The organism is Leptolyngbya sp. GB1-A1 (genome assembly GCF_039962475.1).
Classification (GTDB): Bacteria; Cyanobacteriota; Cyanobacteriia; order Elainellales; family Elainellaceae; genus Leptolyngbya_A.
In genome coordinates this window covers 40,502-56,379 of record NZ_JAMPLI010000002.1, presented here as the reverse complement: position 1 = coordinate 56,379, position 15,878 = coordinate 40,502, and the positions used below count along the sequence as shown (strand labels likewise).

Below are 15,878 nucleotides of genomic sequence, written 5' to 3'. Positions count from 1 at the left end.
AATTAGGGTCGGGAAAGAGAGAAATTTAATGCAAAATCGTATTGTGCATCGTGCTGTCCTGCCCAACGGGATGACCGTTTTGTGTACTGAAAATGCGGCAGCCGATATTGTGGCAGCGCGGGTGTTTATCCGGGCGGGTGGACGCTATGAGCCGATCGCTCAGGCAGGGCTTTCGCACCTGCTGGCAGCCGTGATCACCAAAGGAACCGATCGCCTTACGTCGCAGGAAATCGCCGAACGGGTTGAGTCCGTTGGGGCAAGTTTGGGAACCGATGCGGCGTCAGACTACTGTTTGCTCAGCCTCAAGACTGTGTCGGGCGACTTTCCCGAAATGCTAGAGCTGGCGGCAGAACTACTCCGATCGCCTGCCTTTCCCGAAATGGAAGTCGAGCTAGAGCGGCGGCTCACCCTGCAAGGAATTCGATCGATGCAGGAACAGCCCTTTTCCGTGGCAAACAATCAGTTACGGCAGGCGATGTACGGTGAGCACCCCTATGCCCTCCCCGGATTAGGAACCGCCGAAACCGTATCTAGCCTGACTCCGGCAGACCTGCATCATTATCACAAAACTTACTTCCGTCCCGATAATGTGGTGATTAGCATTGCCGGACGCATTCAGCCCGATGAAGCAATGGCACTGGTCGATCGCACGTTGGGCGACTGGGAACTTCCTTTGCAAACAGACGGATCGCCCTTGCCCCTGCCCACCCTGGAGCTGCCGCCCGTGACTCCAAACCCACAGTGGCTTGTAACCCTCCAGGACACACAGCAGGCGATCGTGATGCTGGGTTATCTAGCAAGCGAAGTTCACAATCGAGATCATTTAACCCTGAAGCTACTCAATACTTATCTGGGAAGCGGTCTATCGAGTCGGCTATTTGTCGAGCTGCGGGAAAAGCAAGGACTGGCTTATGAAGTGTCTGCCTTCTATCCTACCCGGATCGATACCTCCCACTTTGTTGCCTATATCGGCACTGCGCCAGATAATGCTGCCGTTGCGCTGGAAGGACTACGATCGGAAGTTGAGCGGCTGCAAACCGTTCAGCTCACCGACGAAGAACTTCAGGCGTCAAAAAACAAGCTGCTGGGACAATACGCCCTCGGCAAACAAACCAACGCTCAGCTTGCCCAAATCTCTGGCTGGTACGAAACGCTGAAATTGGGCATCGACTACGACGATCGCTTTCAGCAGCAAATCCCGACGATCACTGCTGAAGACATTCAGGCAGTCGCCAACCGCTATTTCACCCAGCCCTATGTGTCCCTTGTCGGGTCGGAAAAGGCGATCGATCAGGTGGAGCAGGTGAAGCGGTAATGGGTTTTTAGACGTGCCGCACATCGATAAGGGCGTTTCGCGAAACGTTATTTACCGCATCCAGGCATTTACTGCATCCAGACAGCCCGCTTGCACCAGGAGATATTTTTTGCCGTTCCGTAGGGTAATCTAAACAAAAATCTGTCGTTCATTTGCTAATGGGGAATCGCAATGAGAATTGCCGTTCTATTCGCAACTGTAATCCTGGCACTTTTTTGTTTCTTGTCTCCTGTTTCTGCTGATAATGTCGTGCCAACGGATCGAATTGACCCTAAAATGCAGCTGCTTGAAACGCGATCGTGCATTGGCTGCAATCTCCAAAATGTTGATCTGAGCGGTGAGGATTTGAGAGGCGTTAACCTGAGTCGTGCCAACCTGGAAAACGCAAATCTAAAGGGCGCAAAGATGATGGCGGTCGTACTGCGCGATGCTGACCTAAAACGAGCCGATTTGCGACAAGCCGATTTGTTGGCGGTCGATTTCACCGGAGCTAACCTGAAGGGCGCCCAATTTTCGCGAACTGATCTGGCAGCCGCTCGCATTTGCCGGACGATCGATCCCAATGGCAAGCTATCGCAGAGAGACTGCTAAAGTAGCTCATGCTTGAGATCTCGGAGGCTCGGTTTGGTCAAGGTTCCTTTTGTGAACGGCATCCTGAGCCTCAAGGGAATTCCCTTATTTGCGGTATCGCTGTGCTGCCAGCACCGTCGCGTATGGCGTTTCGTGCAGGTGTGCCTTGTTTGCAGAGCCAAACAGCTTCATTTTTTCGGTAATCACGTCCTGCATCGCAGCGATCGATTCTTCCATGCAGGGCAGCAGGTCGGCTTTGGGGGCAGTGCAGACTTCGGAGGCGATCGTCGTCATGTATGCCTGGCGTACTTCGGTATTGACGTTGAATTTGCAAACGCCCAGTTCGATCGATTTGCTGATCATTGGGGCAGGCAGTCCCGACGCGCCGTGCAGCACCAGCAAAACATGACCGACTCTTTCTCGAATGCGAATCAGGCGATCGAAGTCCAGACGGGGTTTGCTGCGGTATTCGCCGTGGACGTTGCCAATTGTGACTGCCAATGTATCAACCTGGGTTTGCCGCACAAATTCGCCTGCCTGAGTTGGGTCGGTCATTTTGGCTTCTTTCTCAGAAACCGATAGACCATCTTCCGTGCCGCTGATTCTGCCAATTTCCGCTTCAACGATCGCGCCCTGAGCATGGGCAAGCTGAGTCATTTCACGGGTAAAAGCAAGGTTCTCTTTGTAGGGCAAATGGGAGCCGTCTGCCATGATCGAACTCATTCCGGCAGTCAGGGCAAACTCGATCGCGCTGGCAGAAGTGCTGTGATCGAGATGGACAGAGACGGGGACAGAGGCAGTTCGGGCAGATTCTAAACAAAGTAAAACCAGGGGCGAGCCGCCATACTTCACTGCACTGGGATGAAGTTGCAGCATTGCTGGACTGCGGTTTGCTTCTGCCGCACCGATCACTGCCCGTACCCCCTCCAGGTTATAAACATTAAATGCTCCGATCGCGTAAATATTGCGGTGAGCGGTTTCTAACAGTTCCAGCGTAGAGGCAAGCATGGTAGTTTCCTGGCGTGAGAATGGATTGCTTGAGGCGGTGCGGTTTTTCCTGGGAGGGGAGCGATCGTTTCTTCAGCTTATGTCATCTGAGCGGGCGGAAAACGGCAGGAGTGAAATCATGGCTCTTATGGTCAAGAACTCTTATAGAACGGGCGCTTCACCACTGTTGCCGGATAGCTCTTGCCCCGAATCTCGACTTGCAGCACTCGATCGAGTTGCGCCAGTTCAGCTGCCACATAAGCCAGCGCGATCGGATAGCCCAGCGTTGGAGAAAGAGTGCCGCTCGTAATTTCGCCGATCGGTTTGCCTTCAGACAGTACCGGATAGCCGTGACGGGCAATGTTGCGGCCTTCGGTTCGCAGTCCGACCAGTCGTCGCTGCAGTCCGTTTTGTTTTTGCTGCTCCAGCACCGATCGCCCGATAAAGTCCCCTTTGCGATCGAGATGCACTAGCCAGCCTAAGCCTGCTTCCAGAGGCGTAGTGGTTTCGTCGATATCCATGCCGTAGAGTGCCATTGCTGCTTCTAGCCGCAGGGTGTCTCTTGCGCCCAAGCCACAGGGAACGACACCCACTGATCGCAGTTCTTCCCAAAGTGCTTCACCTACGCCCGGCTCAACCATCACTTCGTAGCCATCCTCGCCTGTGTAGCCTGTTCGTGCCAGAAATCCTGGCTGTCCCAAAACTGTGCCTTCGAGATGCCCGAATCGTTTTACCTGAAACAGGTTTTCCTGCACAAAGGCTTGCAGTTTTTCGATCGCCTGTGGACCCTGCACTGCAACCAGCACTTGGTCAGCTGACAAATCGATGAATTCAATCTGATTCAGGTCAAGATGCCTTTTGAGCCAATTGCGGTCTTTTCCGGTTGTTGCGGCATTGACGATCGTAGTCACGCGCTGCACTCCGTCTGGGGTTTCGCCCTGGTAGTAGATAATCAAATCGTCGATAATGCCACCACGATCGTTCAGCAGCACTGTATATTGAGCTTCTCCCGCCTGAAGCCGACTCAAATCAGAGGGCACAAGCAACTGCAATTGCTCAATCAGCCTCTTTCCCTGCAAGACAAACTTACCCATGTGGGAAATATCAAACATTCCAGCCGCCTGTCGGACTGCCTGATGTTCTTTGCTAATGCCCTCGTACTGCACAGGCATTTCCCAGCCGGAAAAGGGAACCATTCTGGCTTTTAGCTCCAGGTGGCGCAGGTGCAGCAGGGTTTTGAGGAGTGCAATATCAGAGGTAGGGTCTGCCATAGTGGAGAAGAGAAACAACGATATCTTCTTCCATTTTTAACGCTGATTCAGTCATGCGAAAGATCGAGGGGGCGAACCTTTCGTTACACTGCTCTATCAAGCGACCACAGCAGGCACAAATCTGTTTTGCGATTCTTTCAACGGGATCGTCTAGGGGTTGATACCTTACGATTTTCGATGATTGCTCTCGATTCAAATCCAACCTTGTTTAGCAACGTTTAGCGATGTTGAGCAATCTGTTGAGCAATTTATTTATCACAGACAATACCGCCTGGGTTGAATATCCATCCGAGTTGATTGAATATCTGGGTTGGGAATATCTGGGTTGAATAGATCGGAAACAGGGCTGCGCCTGGTAGTAATACCCGTTTGCAATTTGCCTCAGTCTTCGCGGCTCAGAACATTTTGTCATCCGGCAATTTTGCAGCATTAGGAACGATCGCCCCTCCCGCTTTTGCTCTTACGATCGCGAATAAAGCCGAAACATCAGTTGACTGCTCGCAGTTGCCGACTTGATCACCAGCGACAGCACACTGCGCCAAACCGTTAGATTACTGGGCAGTGCCAACGCCGATCGCATTCCCGCAACTAGAGCCTTTGTCAGTTGTCCAGCTTGATAGCTGCGCCACGCCTCCCCCAGTAAAAAGTTTTGCAAATGCTGCTTTGCCGTCATAGGCGGCTTGTCGTGTTTCTGGGGTAAGGCAGGAGGACAGCCTCGTTGCAGCGCATCGTGACCCTGCTGCTGTCGCTGTCGCTGAAATTCACGGGCAATCTGGTCAAAAAACTCGCGCTCGGTTGAACTGCGGGTATGGGTGATCGAAGTTTCATGCAGGCGGTAGTGATAACACATTCCGGGCAGATACCAGACGTTTGTGGCATCGCCCAGCCGGAGCTGCAAATCAATATCTTCAGCCGTGACGAAATAAGAGCGGAAGCCCTCGATCGATCGCACAATGTCCGTTCGTATCACAAAGGTGCAGAGATGGGTGCGCGCGGTTCCGGCTTGCAGTTCGCCCGTAATGTCTTCGATTTCCTGGCTCCAATTAAACGCGGTGACGGAAAGCCCTTTGGGATCGATCACGCGATATCCCCCACAGACGGCTCCTGCTTCTGGGTGCTGCATCAGCCAATTGATCTGCCTAAACAGCCGCCCGGCCGGATAGCAATCATCGGCATCACAGCGAGCGATAAACTTGCCCCGTGCTGCCGCAAGCCCAGTGTTCAGCGCGGTTGCAATGCCTTTGCCCTGGTTGTAAAGCACCACAAGGCGATCGTCCCGAATTTGTTTGAGGACTTTCAGCGATCGATCGGTCGAGCCGTCATCCACGACAATCAGCTCTAGCGGAATGCGGGTTTCCTGCAAGATCGATCGCACCGCCTCTCTGATGTAGGACTCTGCATTATAGAGCGGTAGGATGACACTGATGAGCACAGGCTGCGAGTTGGTAAGCACCACGGGTTTTTCCTCAAATTGGGCGGCTCTGAGAGGGATTGAGATCCTGGGAAATGACTGACAGGTTGTGGAACACACGCGGACGTTGCACAGCAAACGATCGAGTTCGGCTTCAGGGTTGTTTTATCAAGGTCGTTCGTCAAAGCGCAAGGCTTGGGGATCGGGGTTGGGTGGATCTAGGTTTGGTTCTGGTTGAGCGATGCCTCCTTTGATTTCAGCGATTTCAGCAGGGCGCAAGCCAGCAGCTTCCAGCCTTCGAGATAGTGCGGCAGCAGGCAAACTGCTTTTAAGCCGTAGAGCGCAGCCGTCGATCGATTGCCGCTTTCAAACGCCCACCAGCCGTATTGCAGCATAAACTGATGGCGCGATCGGCGGTCTTTTCCCGGTCGCCACAGATCGTCTGCTTCAAACCTGCCCTGAATCTTGCGGCGTTTCCAGGCGAGTTCGCAGGCTTTGCGGGCTTGCTGACGCTGAATTGCACAGGCTTGGGCACTGACTGAGCCAGGGTGCAGGCGATATCTCAAAACTGGAGCGGAGAGATTGGCAAGCTTCCCCAATTCGCCCAGCTTCAGCCACAAATCCACATCTTCCGCAGGCAGCAGGCTGGCGTCGTAGCCGCCGATTTGCACCAGTGCCGATCGCCGCATCATGGCTGTGGGGTGACAGATGCTGCCATGTCCGGCGAGGGCAGACTGCTGAATTGTGGGATCGTCAGAGGCAACGCTTAGCGTGGTCAGGAACCGTCCGCGATCGTCGATCATCTCATACGAACCGCCCACACAAACAACCTCCGCGTGATCCACTAGGAAAGAAACCTGCCGCTCGAACCGATCAGGAAGGGCAATATCATCGGCATCCATGCGGGCAATCAACTCGCCCCGGGCAGTTTGCAGCATTTCGTTGAGTGCTACGGCAAGTCCAGTATTAGGGCGGCTGTGGAGGCGAATTCGCTGATCCCGGGCGGCATACTGCTGCAAAATCTTCAGCGATCGATCGGTGGAGCCATCATCAATGATCAGGAATTCAAAATTGCTGAACGTTTGATTCAGGATGCTTTCGATCGCCTGCGCGACATATCGCTCTGCGTTGTAAACGGGCATCAGCACAGAAACCAAGGGAGCTGTCATGATTACAGGTGAGGGATACATAAGGATGGAGAACATCAAGAAGATGCGGAACATCAAGCAACTGGGAACGGTTTAATCAAGGCACAAGCCAACAGGTTCCAGCTTTCCAATGAGCCTGGATTAAGGGCAACGGCTTGAATGCCGTATTGCAGAGCCGACCGCCGCTGTCGATTGCCAAATGCCCACCAGCCGTATTTGACTGCAAATGCATGGCGGGAAGCGCGATCGGGCGTGGGTCGCCAGCCGCAAACCACCGTAGCTTGAGGTTTATCGCGAATCAGTCCCTTTTGCCAGGCGCGATCGAGCACGGTTTGAACTTCGTGGGGCGGCAAAGCCTGATACCGATCGCAAATCGAATTGCCGTGCAGCCGATACTGAACTACCGCTTTGGGCAGATTGGCGAGTGCGCCAATTTCGCTCAGCCGTAGCCACAAATCCAGATCTTCCGCCAGGGGCAAGCTTTCGTCGTAGCCGCCAACCTGAAGCACTGCCGATCGCCGCATTAGCGCGGTGGGATGTAAAAAGCTCACTTGTCCCGCTTGCAGCAGTGACCTGATTTCCTCGTTTCGCTCTGCCAGCGGGATCTCGGTCATGAGCCGTCCCTCGCGATCGATGAGCTGAAACGCGCCCCCGACCCAGACGACATCCGGCGACTGCTGCAAAAAAGCGACCTGGCGGGCAAGCCGATCGGGAAGTGCCACATCGTCGGAGTCCATCACCGCAATGAACTCGCCCTGTGCCTCACGCAGCAGCTCATTCCGCGTCTGGGGAATTCCACGATTTTCGCGGCTGATCAGCCGAATCCGTGAATCTTGTGCTGCATAGTGCTGAAGAATCGGCAGCGATCGATCGGTTGAGCCGTCATCTAAAACAATCAGCTCAAAATCGCGAAAGCTCTGCTGCAAGATACTTTCGATCGCTTGTCCCACAAAGCGTTCTGTATTGTGTACCGCCATCAGAACCGAAACGATCGGGCGTGTCTGCTCCCGGTGGTCTGGCTGGTGTTCTGGATGCTGCGGCAGGCGATCGATTGATTTCATACTGTCTCGACCTCTGGCAGTGGTTTGATCAGCGCGCAGATCAGCAGCTTCCAGCCGTTCAGGTTGAGCGGTAGCGTTCGCACTGCTTTGATGCCATACACGATTGCCGCCTGCCGATCGCCCCGGAGAAAGAATCTCCAGCCATAGTCGGTCACAAACTCGTGGCGCGAAGGACGATCGATCGGTCGCCAGGGTGGAGCTTCTTTAAACTTGCCGCTGATGCCACGCCGCTCCCAAGCACGCCGACAGGCTTCTCGCCGATCGTCGGTTTGCCGCAGCTGATTGCTTTCGCTAATCGATTTTGGATGCAGCCGATATTGCAGCACGGTTTGCTTCAGGTTCGCCAATTGCCCCACTTCGCCCAGCCGCAAAAACAGATCCAGATCACCAACCGTTGCCATTGTTTCGTCGTAGCCCCCGACCTGAAGCAGAGCCGATCGCCGAATCAGAGCGCAGGGGTGATTGATCGGGGTAATGCCCGACAAAGCGGAGGCTTGAATATCGCGATCGTGTTCTAGCACCTCGCGGTGAACCAGGAAGCGTCCGGCTTCGTCGATCCAGTCCTGTGAACCGCCTACGCAGACAACCTCTGGGTGAGCTGTTAGAAATTCGACCTGCTGTTTCAGGCGATCGGGCAGGGCGATATCATCCCCGTCCATAACCGCCACAAATTTGCCCCGTGCCTGATCAATTAACTCGTTTCGAGTTTTGGCAACGCCCCGATTTTCCCGCCGCGTTAAGCGAATTCGGGCATCTTGCGCGGCATATTTTTCTAAGATTTTTCCCGCTCGATCGGTAGAACCATCGTCAATAATCACAAACTCAAAATCTGTAAAAGTTTGATTCAAAATACTTTCGATGGCTGCCCGAAGAAAACGCTCATTGTTGTAAACCGACATCAACACGCTAACGGCGGGAGGGGAAATGTTCATAGTCCTCCTGTAAGCCCTTCTTCTGTAAACCATCCTCTTGTAGCCTATTCTCCTGTAACCCAATGGATTGCAGATGAGACTGCGGATTGGGCTGCGGCATTCCACGACCCAAAAGCTGCCACTGGCGGGGCTGATAAAAGAACCCCCGATTCAGGTGAGATGCGCTCTCGACCGTGAACGGCAGCGACTCGTAGGAGTCTAGAAGATAGAGTAAACCGTCCTTAATAAAGGCATTCAGCGTGTAGGAACCGGGAAGCAATCCCAGATAAGGCAGTGCCAGGCGCAGTTCATAAATTCCGGGCGCAACTTCAAACATTTCATCGTCGTATGCACTGCTTAGGTGAAGTGCCAGGCTGTTATCCCGGGCGGGTTGATAGACGGCAAGAAAAAGGCTGAGCTTTTGAATCGGTTTAACGACGCGACAGCGCACACAAAAGGATACAGGCTCCCCGCTAATCGGCGCAGCGATCGTGTTTCCGGCGGCATCGCGGCAATCGATCGATAAGATATCGGCTCCGGCACTATCGGTTTCAGGTCTTGCAGGTAATACCAGCGGAAAAGTGTCAGACGATCGCTGAATCGAAAACAAATCTTGCTCATAGCGATCCATGATTTCGCGGGCATTTCCGGCGGCAATTAAACGCCCCTGGTTGAGATAAATCCCAGAAGAACAAATGTTGAGAATGCCCTGGAAGAAATGGGTGACCAAAACAAATGCCGTTCCCTGCTGGAGTAGATCCGCAAGCCGCCGCTCGCACTTGGCACGAAATCGCGCATCTCCGACTGCCAGCACTTCATCGATCAGCAAAACATCGGGGTTGGTGTGAACCGCGCAGGCAAATCCTAACCGCGCTGCCATGCCAGAACTGTAGCTGTATACAGGCGCGTCAATGGCTTCGCCGATCTCGGCAAATTCGACCACCTGCTCAAATCGTGCATCGATCTCGCGGGTGGATAAACCCAGAATCGACATATTGGCATAGATATTTTCGCGCCCGCTCAGAACAGGGCTGAAGCCCGCTCCCAGTGCCAGCAGTGGGGCAACTCGTCCGCGCACCCAGATCGAACCTGTATCGGGCCTGATCAGACCGCTAATCATTCTCAGCAGGGTGGTTTTGCCGCTGCCGTTTGCCCCCACCAAGCCCAACGCCTCGCCGCGTCGCAGTTGCAGGTTAATGTCTTGCAGTGCCCAAAACTCTCCGGCGCGAAGCCGATCGGGTCTTTTCGTTCCGGTTAGCTCGGAGCCAATGTCCTGGATGCCGTAAAACAGCGATCGTTTCAGGCTGCGGCAGAATTTTTTTGACACGCCCTGCACCGACAAGATGACATCACTCGATTCATCTGTGTCCCCAGCGTGGTGTATCCCGTTCTGGAAATGATTTTGAGTCCAGTCCATCATGCGCTAATTCGCTCGATCATAAACGGCATCGCAACTCGATACACGAGCCAGCCTAGCAGCAGCACCAGCAGCGCGGTCAGGCTTGCCAACCAGAAAGCCCCGGGGTTAGACACCGTGCCGATCGTTGCCAGTTCTCTTGTCGTCATCAGTAGGGGAGTGACAGGGTTTAGCTTCACCAGCATGGCAAACAGACCGGACTGGGGCAAGGGATACAGCACCGGCGTGATAAATAGCCACCCCGTCAGCAGCAGGGTTAAACCTCTGGAAATATCCTCATACAGTCCACCAAACGGAGCCAGCAGCAGCCCAATGCCTGTCCCGAAGCCAACCAGGTGGAGCAGTGCCACGGGGGCGACGATCACCGCCCAGGTAACAGGCATTTTGAACCAGAGGAACAGTGCCACAATCAGCACCAGCTTGATTAAAAAATTGAACCCGACTTGCCCCAGTTGAGAAAGCACCAACGCTTCGCGAGGAAAGTTAATCCGCGACAGCAGATACTTGGCATTCAGGATTGCTTGCACCTGCCCGGTCACAGATTCAGCAAAGGTTTGCCAGAGGGCCATACTCAGCATCACATACGCTGGATAGGGCAAGTCGGTCGCGCCCACGTTGAGCACTTGGGCATTGTTTGCCAGTGTCAAACCCGCCGCAGTGGCGATCGGCGGCACAAACGCCCAAAAAATGCCAAGCAGTGACTGCCGATACTGGGCACGGATATCGCGCACCAGCAGCCGCCATGCTAGCTCTCGCGCTGCCAGCAGATCCCGCCTCATTGCACCGATCAGCTTGAGCGGATGGCGCAGCAGGCTATCAGCGGAATAGAATGCTTCAGCGGAATGACCTTCAGCGAAATGATTCTTAGCCAAAGAATCGGGTCGCAATCCCGGTAGATGCTCGCTCTGCTGGGGCATAAGTATATGAGTATAAGTACGGAGGCAAAAGCGATCGCTACGAGAAAATTAGCAGTGATATTCCTGACACCGCAAGCGTAACTCAGAAAGTTGACCGTAATTCTGCTGAAACTTCATCAAAAGTTCAAGAAGTCTTTACAGAAATTTCTTTAAGTCGTGCAGCACGGATGTTTGTACCGCAATCCTTGCGACCGAGTGAGCAACTGTTAGGGCAAATCAAGGCTGGGCACACTTATAGATAAACTTTGTTAGTCGTTGTCGTTTATGAAACGCCGCCCAATTGTAAGGTACACGGTTGCTGCTGCTGTTGCCGGGGTTGCTGCGACGAGGTCGATTACCCCGCAGGGGAAACTGCTTCGCATCGCTCCTGATTCAGCCCTGGGGCAAACTGCTGCGGATGCACCTTCTGATTCAACATCTTCTGATGCAACCTCTGATCCGGCATCCACGGTTCGCTGGCGCATTGCAACGAGCTACCCGAAATTGCTTGACCTGCTGTATGGAGCCGTCGAACTTTTCTGTCAGCGCGTTAGTGAACTAACCGACGGACGCTTTGTGATCACGCCCTATCCTGCGGGTGATATTGTTCCAGCCCTGGAGGTGCTCGATGCGGTTTCTCAAGGCACGATCGAGTGCGGTCATACGTTTAGCACTTATTACATTGAACAAAGTCCTGCATTAGCATTTAGTGCTGGAGTTCCGTTTGGTTTTACGGCGCAGCAGCAAAGTGCCTGGCTCTACGAAGGCGGTGGGTTAGAAGCGATTCGTCGGGTTTATCAAAGATTTAACGTGATCAATTTTCCGGCAGGCAATACAGGGGCTCAGATGGGCGGCTGGTTTCAACGCGAAATTCAGCGCACTTCGGATTTCAAAGGATTAAAGATGCGGATTTCCGGGCTAGCCGGGCAAATCATGAGTCGCCTGGGTGCAGAAATTAAAATGTTGGCGGCTGATGAGATTGTTCAAGCCTTTGTTCAAGGAGAAGTAGAAGCGGTTGAACTGACTGGACCCTACGACGATTCAAAATTAGGACTGCACAAAGCTGCTCGGTTTTACTACTATCCTGCCTGGTGGCAGCCGAGTGAATCGGTGGATGTAATTATCAATCTGGAGCAGTGGAATCAATTGTCGCCGCAGTTTCAAAAGGTCATTGAGATTGCTGCGATCGAAGCAAACATTTTGACACTAGCAAAATACAATGCTGGAAACACCAAAATGTTGCAGCGGTTAAAAGCAGAAGGAGTTCAATTAAAGTCTTTGAATACAGAGATTTTAGAAGCGGCTGAGCAAGCAACATTCGCGTTCTACGAGGACATTGCCAGTCGGGATCCTGAGTTCAGTCAAGTTTATCAGCCGTGGAAAACTTTCCGCGATCGAATTTATCAGTGGCATCGCATCAACGAACTTAGCTTCGCCAATTTTGCGTTCACCCATGATGCTTAGCCTCATCATTTCCGCTTTTGAATGTGCTGCCTTCTCTGTTCTTCCAATCGTTTTTCTCTATTGCTATGAAACGTCGTCAATTTGCGCGTCAGGCTGCGATCGCGACTGCAAGTGCCACGCTAGCTGCCTGTACTCAGAAAGCTGCCCCAACCATCTCTTCCCAGGCTGCCGTTTCTGAAACCCCTATGATCCGCTGGCGGATGGCAACAAGCTGGACAAAATCGATTCCGATCGTCTTTAGCGGTGCTGAGATTATTGTTCAACGAGTGGCTGAAATGACTAACGGGCGGTTTGTCATCACCCCTTATGCCGCCGATGAAATTGTTTCCGGGTTGAAAGTGATGGATGCCGTTCAGGCGGGTACGGTAGAGTGCGGCCATACCTTGAGTTACTACTACACCCAAAAGAATCCGGCTCTGGCATTTGCTTCCACGATGCCGTTTGGTCTTACGGCTTATCAACAAAATGCCTGGATGTATGAAGGCGGAGGCTTGGAAGCCCTGAATCAAGTCTATGCAGCCTTTGGATTAATCGGGTTTCCTGCTGGCAATACCGGAGTCCAAATGGGAGGTTGGTTTAACCGCCAGGTCAACACCGTTGCTGATCTGAAAGGGTTAAAGATGCGGATTCCTGGCTTAGGTGGACAAGTCTTGGCCAAGCTGGGAGTCGAGGTGAAGCTTCTGGCAGGAGGGCAAATCTACGCGGCTTTAGAAAAAGGCGAAATCGATGCCGCAGAATGGCAGGGTCCAAACGATGACGAAAACCTTGGACTGGATCGGGTTGCGTCTTTTTACTACTATCCGGGCTGGTGGGAACCCGGCACAAATTATGCGGTGCTGATCAATCTTCAGGAATGGAATCAATTGCCTCAACGATATCAGCAGATTTTCCAAGCCGCTGCTGCTGAAGCAAACCTAAAAGTTCTCGCCCAATATGATATGGCGAATAGTGAACGGTTGAACCAACTGCTGGCAAAGGGAACCCAGCTCCTTCCCTTTAATTCTGAAATTCTCAAAGCGGCTCACAAAACTGCTTTTGAAATCTATGAAGAACTGGCGATCGAACACGCGGAATTCAAAAAAATTTACCAGAATTGGAATGAATTTCGATCGCAAATCCATCAATGGAATCGCATCAATGAATTGAGCTTCTCCAGTTTTGCCATCAATCGAAACCAGCCTTCTAGCCTATCGTGAGAACTCTTCATGCGTTACAAATATTTTCAGCCCCTTGAGGCATTGATTCAAAAAGCGACTGGCGTTAAACCAAGCCTAAACAATCGAATCAAGCATCTCAAGTTAGGAGAAAAGCTGAATTTAGGATTTGGAACGCTGGTCGTGCTCACTTTTCTGGTGGTTGGTCGCACGTATTTAAGCAGTGTTCAGGCAACAGCCAATATCAATCAAACACAAACGGTTAGAATGCCTTCTGCTTTGGCTTCTGCGACAGCGCAGACCAACTTGCTGAGAATGCTTTCTGATGTCCGGGGATATCTGGCAACCGGAGATTCCGAATACCGTTTTCGCTATCAAAAAACGCGCCAGTCGTTTGAAACAGACTTAACGACGCTGAATAATTTACTCAGCGACCAGGCGACAAGTAAAAATCAGCAGCAACTGCAAAATCTGAAGCAAATTTACCAGCAGTGGTCGGTGCTGCCCGATCGCCTCTTTAAGCTCCACGACGATACGATCGAAAATCAGCCTGCCCTGAAGTTATTAGATCAGGAAGGTGAACTTTTAATTGTCGGTATTTCTAACCAAATGCAGCAGATGCTAGAAGAGCAGGAAGGTCAATTAGCCTCTGCGGAAGCTGCAATTTTGTTCAGGGACATGCTGGAGTTTCGCAACTCTTTTGCGCTCTTAGTGTCGGCACTGCGAACCTATATTGTAGTTCGTGAACCTACCTTTCGATTTGAATACGGCAGGAATTTGCAAGCAAATCGACAAGCCTGGGAGCGGTTAACCAAAAAAAAGAATGAGATGACCCTCAGCCAGCAAGCGTCGCTGCAAAAGATTGCTCAACAGCGGCAATCCTTCCTCAATCTACCGGAAACGATGTTCAAGGCGGTAGCAAGCGATCGCTACCGGAATGATTTATATCTGTTTAATTCTGAAGCAGAGCCGCTGGCAACTGAAATGTTGTCTATTCTGAATGAGATTGTGCAAGATCAGCAGACTGCACTGACACAAGAACTAGAAGTCGGAAATGCCAGTCTCACCGATGCTCAATGGAAAAATCTTTTCACCGGATTGATCGCCGTAGGTTTAAGTGTTGGCATGACGGTATTTTTTCGACGGCACATTGCTCAACCCGTGCAGCGATTGACCGAAGCCACCAGTCGAATTACAGCAGGCGATTTTGACGTGAGTGCACCCGTTGAATCTCAGGATGAAATTGGACAACTTGCCCTGACCTTCAATCAAATGACAAAATCGCTCAAAGAATCCCGCGATCAGCTCGAACATTACAATCGCAACTTAGAGCATGAAGTCAGGGATAGAACGCAAGAATTGCAGGAAAAAAACCAGCAGCTCGAACAGGCATTTGATGATCTGAAACAGACGCAAGCCCAACTGGTGCAAACCGAAAAAATGTCCAGTTTAGGGCAGCTCGTAGCGGGCATTGCCCATGAGATTAATAATCCGGTCAATTTCATTCACGGCAATGTGAATTTTGTTGATCAATATGCCCAGGATTTGCTGGGATTGGTTCATCTTTATCAGTTGCAGTATCCAGAACCCGGCTTAGAAATTCAAGACAGACTAAAAGACATTGATTTTCAGTTTCTCGAAACGGATCTCACTCGAGTGCTGGCTTCGATCAAGGTCGGAACAGAACGCATCCGAGAAATCATCAAATCGCTGCGCCTGTTCTCCCGGCTGGACGAAGCAGAAGTCAAAAACGTTGATTTGCATGAGGGTATTGATAGCACGCTGATGATTTTGCAGGGTCGCTTAAAAGCAAAAACCGATCGTCCTGCAATTGAAGTCATTAAACACTATGGTGCGCTGCCAAAAGTTGAGTGCCATGCCGGACAGCTCAATCAAGTGTTTATGAATCTTTTGAGTAATGCGATCGATGCACTCGAAGAATCAAATCACGATCGCTCCTTTACAACGATTGAGCAGCAGCGCAATACCATCTGGATACAAACTGAAGTAATGAAGAACGATCGCGTTAAAATCACCATTGCGGATAACGGAATCGGGATGTCAGAAGTCGTGCGATCGCGCCTGTTTGACCCTTTTTTCACAACAAAGCCCGTTGGCAAAGGCACAGGCTTAGGGCTAGCCATCAGCTACCAAATCATCACCGAGAAACACAATGGACAACTGTACTGTGATTCTACACCCGCAAAAGGAACCAGATTTTGCATTGAAATTCCAAAGCAACAGCCCTTTGCATGATCGGAGGAGTCTTTGAG

General features: G+C 51.9%; 13 protein-coding genes. 5 read left to right on the top strand and 8 right to left on the bottom strand.

Annotated features, from left to right (window positions below):
• Positions 1 to 28: 28 nt before the first annotated feature.
• A complete protein-coding gene (locus NDI45_RS02255; protein WP_190793060.1) occupies positions 29 to 1,315 on the top strand; it encodes a pitrilysin family protein in 1,287 nt (428 codons plus the stop codon).
• A 171-nt stretch (positions 1,316 to 1,486) separates the two neighbouring features.
• The gene (locus NDI45_RS02250) at positions 1,487 to 1,906 is read left to right on the top strand and encodes a pentapeptide repeat-containing protein (protein WP_199296679.1); all 420 of its coding nucleotides are present in this window, start codon (positions 1,487 to 1,489) and stop codon (positions 1,904 to 1,906) included.
• An 84-nt stretch (positions 1,907 to 1,990) separates the two neighbouring features.
• Here the strand turns inward: NDI45_RS02250 and NDI45_RS02245 are convergent, their stop codons facing one another.
• From NDI45_RS02245 to NDI45_RS02210, 8 genes are all read right to left on the bottom strand, one after another.
• Complete coding sequence (locus tag NDI45_RS02245; RefSeq protein WP_348246043.1) at positions 1,991 to 2,893, bottom strand: class II fructose-bisphosphate aldolase; 903 nt, start codon at positions 2,891 to 2,893, stop codon at positions 1,991 to 1,993.
• Positions 2,894 to 3,024: 131 nt separating this feature from the next.
• Positions 3,025 to 4,143 carry a glycine cleavage system aminomethyltransferase GcvT gene (gene gcvT, locus NDI45_RS02240; RefSeq protein ID WP_190790578.1) on the bottom strand — a complete coding sequence of 373 codons (1,119 nt, stop codon included), beginning with the start codon at positions 4,141 to 4,143 and terminating at the stop codon, positions 3,025 to 3,027.
• Between the two features lie 460 nt (positions 4,144 to 4,603).
• Entirely contained in the window at positions 4,604 to 5,599 is a 996-nt protein-coding gene (locus NDI45_RS02235; RefSeq protein ID WP_348246041.1) for a glycosyltransferase family 2 protein, read from the bottom strand.
• Between the two features lie 173 nt (positions 5,600 to 5,772).
• On the bottom strand, positions 5,773 to 6,723 hold the full coding sequence (locus tag NDI45_RS02230; protein ID WP_190792231.1) for a glycosyltransferase: 951 nt from the start codon (positions 6,721 to 6,723) through the stop codon (positions 5,773 to 5,775).
• Positions 6,724 to 6,776: 53 nt separating this feature from the next.
• Positions 6,777 to 7,763, bottom strand: a complete 987-nt coding sequence (locus tag NDI45_RS02225; RefSeq protein ID WP_348246039.1) for a glycosyltransferase — start codon at positions 7,761 to 7,763, stop codon at positions 6,777 to 6,779.
• Entirely contained in the window at positions 7,760 to 8,695 is a 936-nt protein-coding gene (locus NDI45_RS02220) for a glycosyltransferase family 2 protein (protein ID WP_190792233.1), read from the bottom strand. The genes NDI45_RS02225 and NDI45_RS02220 overlap by 4 nt, the downstream gene beginning before the upstream one ends.
• Complete coding sequence (locus NDI45_RS02215; protein ID WP_242067365.1) at positions 8,670 to 10,094, bottom strand: ABC transporter ATP-binding protein; 1,425 nt, start codon at positions 10,092 to 10,094, stop codon at positions 8,670 to 8,672. The genes NDI45_RS02220 and NDI45_RS02215 overlap by 26 nt, the downstream gene beginning before the upstream one ends.
• Positions 10,091 to 11,008: an ABC transporter permease gene (locus NDI45_RS02210; RefSeq protein WP_190792234.1), complete on the bottom strand. Its 918-nt coding sequence runs from the start codon at positions 11,006 to 11,008 to the stop codon at positions 10,091 to 10,093. The genes NDI45_RS02215 and NDI45_RS02210 overlap by 4 nt, the downstream gene beginning before the upstream one ends.
• Positions 11,009 to 11,272: 264 nt before the next feature.
• Between NDI45_RS02210 and NDI45_RS02205 the strand changes: the two genes are divergently transcribed.
• The 3 genes from NDI45_RS02205 to NDI45_RS02195 all read left to right on the top strand — a co-directional run bounded on the left by NDI45_RS02205 (position 11,273) and on the right by NDI45_RS02195 (position 15,861).
• Positions 11,273 to 12,451 (top strand): ABC transporter substrate-binding protein, encoded by a 1,179-nt coding sequence (locus NDI45_RS02205; RefSeq protein WP_348246036.1) that lies wholly within the window; start codon positions 11,273 to 11,275, stop codon positions 12,449 to 12,451.
• Positions 12,452 to 12,516: 65 nt separating this feature from the next.
• On the top strand, positions 12,517 to 13,647 hold the full coding sequence (locus NDI45_RS02200) for an ABC transporter substrate-binding protein (RefSeq protein ID WP_190792236.1): 1,131 nt from the start codon (positions 12,517 to 12,519) through the stop codon (positions 13,645 to 13,647).
• A 9-nt stretch (positions 13,648 to 13,656) separates the two neighbouring features.
• Positions 13,657 to 15,861 carry an ATP-binding protein gene (locus NDI45_RS02195; RefSeq protein ID WP_348246034.1) on the top strand — a complete coding sequence of 735 codons (2,205 nt, stop codon included), beginning with the start codon at positions 13,657 to 13,659 and terminating at the stop codon, positions 15,859 to 15,861.
• The last annotated feature ends 17 nt before the right edge of the window (positions 15,862 to 15,878 follow it).